Raw genomic sequence first — 5,258 nt, 5'->3', positions numbered from 1 at the left:
GCACACGGTGGTCCATGCCCCGCCCGAGCGGCCCGCCAAGGCCCTCATCCCGCCGACGGCCACCGAGCTCCAGCCGCGGGCACGGGAGCACTACGCGGACGACGCGCCGCCGATCTGGGTGAGAGAGGACAGCCATGCCCACGATGACTAGCGGCCCGGCCCAGCCGTGGCACCCGGGGATGACCACAGCCTCAAAAGAAGACATCCAGCACATGCGGCCGAGACAGCGGAACAAGTACCGCCGCGTGGGCTTCACCTGGGCAGAGATCAAGAAGATCGATCGCGCCATCGGCCGCGGAGAGACCACCCTCACCCTCAAGACCACCGCCGGTGAGGTCACCCTCACCCTCCCTCCCAAGTCCTGAGGCGCCGACCGGCGTCCGATCCGGGGGCGGCGGAGCACGAACACCGACCTCATGCTGTGACCGGTTGCGGAACGCCGAGGGCGTCGCCGCCGCCCTCATTCACCGCCCTCCCAGCGGGTCTGGACAGCCTCGCCGTCCCCTTGACGCCGGGCCGCAGGCGGACGGATCGTGTCCATCCGCGTCACGCTCCCCTCGAACAGGCGGTCCGCATGTCCCTCACCTGGCGCTACTCCGTACGTCCTGACGGTTCGTTCACCCGGTTCATGAACATCGACGGGGCACTCGACTCCACGAGCGATGAACAGCTGGAGCAGCTGGCGGCCTACGCGCGTCGCAGCAACGCGGACAGGCCACGGCAAGGGTGCTCCCGGTGCGGCGGCGATCTGACGCTGATCTGGAAAGGGCCGGGAATGATCAACGTGATGATGGAACTCTGCCCCGCCTGCGACACCGACCGCCCCGCCGCCGCAGCCTTCCTGTGGTGGCACCTCGACCCCGACCGAGACCCCGACGCACTGCCCCGGCTCTTCGAGGACTGGGAGAACGAGACCATGCACGCCCTCGGCTTCGAGCGAGTCCCACCGCCAGAAGACAACTGAGGCCCGGCTCCGCGACCGTCAACGACCGCGTCCGCGCAGCCCTCACCCTGTCGCTCCGCCCGCAGCCCAACAGCCGGCCCGGAACCCAGCCTGCACGCACTCAGCAGAGGACGAGCCCTTCCCCAGCCCGCTACGCCGCTCCAATTCCCCAAGGGTGCCGCGCGATGCCCCGGCTCCGACGCCAGTCACCGCCGGGGCAGCCCTCGGCTCGCCCGGCGCGCTTCGAAGAGCATCCGCGAACTCCCCCTGCACCGGCCCGGCCAGTGAACCAGCCCCCAACTGGTCGCCCGAAGGTGTCATTTGCCGGGCGAACGTGCGGCGAAATACCGAGGCGGACCGTACGGCTTCTGCGGCAGACTGACCCGTCTGCTGCGATGGGCATAGCACTCCCATGCCCTCAAGATCGTCTGGAGGAAGCGGTTGACTGAGTCCGATCAGCCGGCGGCACGGTGGAAGAGCGAACCGATGACGACGCGGCTCATCGCCGCCGTTCTCGTCACGGATCCCGACGACGGCAGACTCCTCATCCTGCGGCGTAGCCGTCACCTGGATTTCGCGCCCGGGGAGTGGGACGTCCCCAGCGGCAAGGGAGAGCCTCAGGAGCCGATCACCGCCACCGCGGTACGGGAACTGAAGGAGGAGACGGGCGTCGTGGTCGCCGAGGCGGACCTGCACCTCGTCCACGTCGTCCATGGCCGCTGGGGAGAGGAGGTCCCGGGGATGTTCATGGCCCTGGTCTTCCACACCGAGCGCTGGAGCGGTACTCCCCGCAACGCGGAACCGCACAAGCACGACACCATTGCGTGGGTGCCGCCGGACGACCTTCCGCAGCCCTTTACGCACACCACCCTGGTCGCCGTGAAGCGATACCTGGACGGGGGCTCGATCCTTTCGTTCGACGGCTGGCCAGTGGCCGGATGACGGTCAACGCGGGCGACAGCCTGGGACATTGCCCCTAATCGTGAAGCCCAGCAACGATCCGCGTAGCTTCCTTCCGGGCCGGCTCCAGCCGGGGATCCGCGGGGTCCGCGTGCGGCCCTGCAACCCTCGCGCAGAAGAACAGCGCCATCAGCCGGCCGGACCTGCACTCCAGGTCCGGCCGTCGCTCGCTCCACACTCGCTCCGCCAAGGCCGGGACGGCGAGGGAATTGCCCCACAGCGTGGCCGCGTCCAGCCCGCGCGGCGCCATGCCCCAGTCCTCCCAGTCGATCATGCAGAACGGCGGGCCGGTCACGTTCGCCCACGTCAGATCGGCGTGAGCCGGCCGCCACTCCACCACCGTCGTGTCGGTCACCTCGGGGAAGGCCTCCCCGAGGGCCGAGGTCACCAGCTCCTGGGTGATGGTCTCGGTGTCCGGCGTGGCGAGCCGGGGCGCGGACTGGGCAGCGAGCGCGTCCAGAGAAGCGCCCAGCGCGGACCACCACGCATCCGGGAGACGAGGGTCTTCGATCACGAGAGCGGCCCGGCCGACCGGCGAGGCGTTGACCAGTTCCATCTCGTCCGCCCGCCACATCACTGGTTCACCCGGCTCCCGCCATACGAACCCTGCATGCCACGAGGGCATGACGACTCCGCTCAGAACGGCAGCGGATTCGGGGCCGTTCCACCCCTGGGCACCGATCCGGTCAAACCCCCGCCGCTCGATCCGCACCCAGGTACCGCGATCCGTCCGAGCGCCGACCGTCCGGCGTTTGCGCACCACCGTTTCCCGGGCGAGACGCACGTGGAGCGCTCGCTCCACACGGTCCAGCACTCCGTCGAGCGATTCCCGACGTAGGTCGACAGCACGAGGCACGGGCAGCGTCATGAGCGGGACCGTAGCAACCAGTCAGCACCCGGGGAGGGGAAATCTCCCGTCACCCTCGACAACACGACCGCCCGCACCTGCCTCCTGGATCCAGTCCACGATCTCCACGACCAGGACGAGGCCGACCCCCTGCGGACTGAGCAGGCGGACACGACGGCGACGGAGAAGCGCGGACTGTCCTCGCCTGAGCCCGCGACCCACAACCACGCCCCAGCGCACCGAGCCGAAACACCGAAATCCGGCGCTGCGCCTCACACACGCCGCTCCCGGCCGAAGCCCCAGCTCGCACGCCGCCCCGTGTCCGGCGCCATCGATGGGTCACAGATACCGGAACTTCCCGACTCTCATGCCGACGGCCTGTGGCCGCGCCCGTGGGGCGTCGGCATCGCCAGCTCCTCCAAGCCTCGCCACAGCACCAGTTCAGAGGCCGGCCCCGGTGCAGCCCCCTGCGCACGGCAGCCGAAGGCCGACGGACACCGCGCGGCCCAAGACGCTGGAAGCCACCCCCGCCCCGCGAGACTGGGGAGACATCTCCCCTCGACGGGTCCGGGAGGAGAAATCTCCCTCCAGTATTCGCTCAGTCCACCAGGCCCCAGGCAGGAGATTTCTCCTCTCCCGTAGCGCGAGGGCGGAGAAATCTCCCCCACCTGCAAAATCCGACGCCTAGTCAGGGAACAGTGATTTCTCCCTCCCAGCAGGCCAGGCAACAGAGAAGCGAGGGGAGGAGGTCTCTCCTCCCCTCGGACGGGGGATTGCCTTACAACTTGCCCCACAACGCGCTCTACAACAGACCTCTCAACTTTCCCTGCTACTTGCTCTGCAACTTGCCTCACCCCTTCCCGCGCAGACAGAGAAACGGCACGTCAGGAGCATGGACAAGGGGAGAGAGGCCCGCCGACTACTTCTCTAAGAGACCTAAAAGTAAATGAAGACACCAGAGAAGAAGACAGATAGAGAGAACGAGGGAGAGCAGGAAGAGAAGGAGAGAGAAGGAGAGAGAAGGAGATCGGAAGCATGACGACAAGAGAAGCGAGTAGAGGAGACGAACCGGAAGAAGGACAAGTGCAACCAGAACAGCAGAGGAACAGAGCAACAGAGAGAATCGAATCGACAGGACAGAACAACGATGACAGCCGGATGGAAGAGACGAAGAAAGACGACCGTCCATGAACCAGGAGGGGACTAGCGACGTACCCCGGAAGGAGGGGGGCACCGTGGGCCGTGTCACCTGCGGGCCATAGCCGGGAATCGGCGTACCGCATGGGGGCGGCACCTCCCCCACCAAGGATCGCTGCATAACGCGACAAAAGAGGGTGCCCTGTTCAGGGTCTCGCTGAACAGGGCAGAGGGCGGGGCAGTGCTTCTACTCGGAGGCCCGGATCATGCGCCACGCGGCGGCCCGACCACTCTCGCTGAAACGCTCACGGGCCCGGACGCGCGCAGCCCGCACCTTCCGAAAATCGGCGGCCGCCGCCGCATCCCCCTTCGCAGCGCGGTCGAGCAAGTCCAGGAGCGGGTCAATGGGCACAGCAAGGTCCCTTCGTCGACGGGGTCAGATCTTCGGGTTGTCTTCGATGGTCAGCACGAGGTCCGACCCCTTGGACGAGTAGCGGAGCCCGGCTCCGTCCAAGACGGCGACAACCTGCGCTCGCACACCTTCGCCCTCTCCGCCGGTCCAAGGAGCGGGAGAGTCCTTTCGCTCCGCCTCGGTGGAGTACCACCACCACACGGCCACCTCGCTACCGGCGGTGTGGACGTAGACGCCGCTTCCTCCACGCTGCATCCATCGGGCCATACAGACACCCGAGGTCCGGAGCAACTCCGCCACAGCCACACCGAGCCGCGCGTTGCCGTCGATCCTGGCGCGGTTCTCCGCCCTGATTTCCGTCACGTCGTCCGCCGTGGCGGGCCGGTAGTGGGTGGTCCGGCCCGTGCGGCTGAAGGTGATTGTGAGCGACTCGTCGTCGTTGTACTCCGTCGGATTGTGGTCAGCCTGAGCATGGACGACGTGCGCTTCACTGAGGCCGCGTCCGCCCGTTGAACCCCTGTACTGGTACCAGCCGACGGAGGGGGCGGCGGAGTGCGTCATGGTGAGCCCTTTCGGTGGAGAGGTGCGGGGGACTGGAAGGGCGGGCGCACAGTGGGCGCCCGCCCGGTGGGGCTGGTGATTACAGCCAGAGCGGCGCGGGGCTGACGAACGGCTCAATGCCCGGCTGGCAGCCGTACGCGCTCGGCGCGAGGTTCCGCAGCGCGGAGAGCTCGCCGTGAGCTCCGCAACGGACGCAGGTGCCACCCTGCTGGTCTCCGGTGGTCTCGAAGTCGCAGATGCGGATGAGATGCGGCCGGGTGAGACCCGGCGTGGCGACCGCCGAGGCGATCAGGCCGGACCTGGTGTTCGTGGCGGTCGCGGACATGCGTGTCCCCCCGAGTGCGCTGCGGATGGATGGGGTCGGCCGGCGACTTGGCCCGGCCTCATGAGAACTATAG

Annotated in this window: 6 protein-coding genes; 3 read left to right on the top strand and 3 right to left on the bottom strand. The window is 67.8% G+C overall.

Features of this window, described 5'->3' with window-relative positions:
- Positions 1 to 212 precede the first annotated feature (212 nt).
- The 3 genes from AOK08_RS46295 to AOK08_RS41520 all read left to right on the top strand — a co-directional run bounded on the left by AOK08_RS46295 (position 213) and on the right by AOK08_RS41520 (position 1,885).
- Positions 213 to 365 (top strand): hypothetical protein, encoded by a 153-nt coding sequence (locus tag AOK08_RS46295; protein ID WP_157877037.1) that lies wholly within the window; start codon positions 213 to 215, stop codon positions 363 to 365.
- 209 nt (positions 366 to 574) lie between these two features.
- Positions 575 to 964: a DUF6300 family protein gene (locus AOK08_RS41525; protein ID WP_055535712.1), complete on the top strand. Its 390-nt coding sequence runs from the start codon at positions 575 to 577 to the stop codon at positions 962 to 964.
- 465 nt (positions 965 to 1,429) lie between these two features.
- The gene (locus AOK08_RS41520) at positions 1,430 to 1,885 is read left to right on the top strand and encodes an NUDIX domain-containing protein (RefSeq protein ID WP_055535710.1); all 456 of its coding nucleotides are present in this window, start codon (positions 1,430 to 1,432) and stop codon (positions 1,883 to 1,885) included.
- A gap of 34 nt (positions 1,886 to 1,919) precedes the next feature.
- On the opposite strand, the gene AOK08_RS41515 is transcribed toward AOK08_RS41520, so the two are convergent.
- From AOK08_RS41515 to AOK08_RS41505, 3 genes are all read right to left on the bottom strand, one after another.
- Positions 1,920 to 2,771, bottom strand: a complete 852-nt coding sequence (locus AOK08_RS41515) for a hypothetical protein (protein ID WP_079054582.1) — start codon at positions 2,769 to 2,771, stop codon at positions 1,920 to 1,922.
- A 1,552-nt stretch (positions 2,772 to 4,323) separates the two neighbouring features.
- Entirely contained in the window at positions 4,324 to 4,860 is a 537-nt protein-coding gene (locus AOK08_RS41510) for a hypothetical protein (protein ID WP_055535709.1), read from the bottom strand.
- 79 nt (positions 4,861 to 4,939) lie between these two features.
- Positions 4,940 to 5,185 carry a hypothetical protein gene (locus AOK08_RS41505; RefSeq protein ID WP_055535708.1) on the bottom strand — a complete coding sequence of 82 codons (246 nt, stop codon included), beginning with the start codon at positions 5,183 to 5,185 and terminating at the stop codon, positions 4,940 to 4,942.
- Positions 5,186 to 5,258 lie beyond the last annotated feature (73 nt).

Origin of the sequence: Streptomyces graminilatus, from assembly GCF_001418565.1 — a bacterium.
Classification (GTDB): Bacteria; Actinomycetota; Actinomycetes; order Streptomycetales; family Streptomycetaceae; genus Streptomyces; species Streptomyces graminilatus.
The sequence above is the reverse complement of the archived record's forward strand: the minus strand, read 5'-3'. Positions and strand labels throughout refer to the sequence as shown.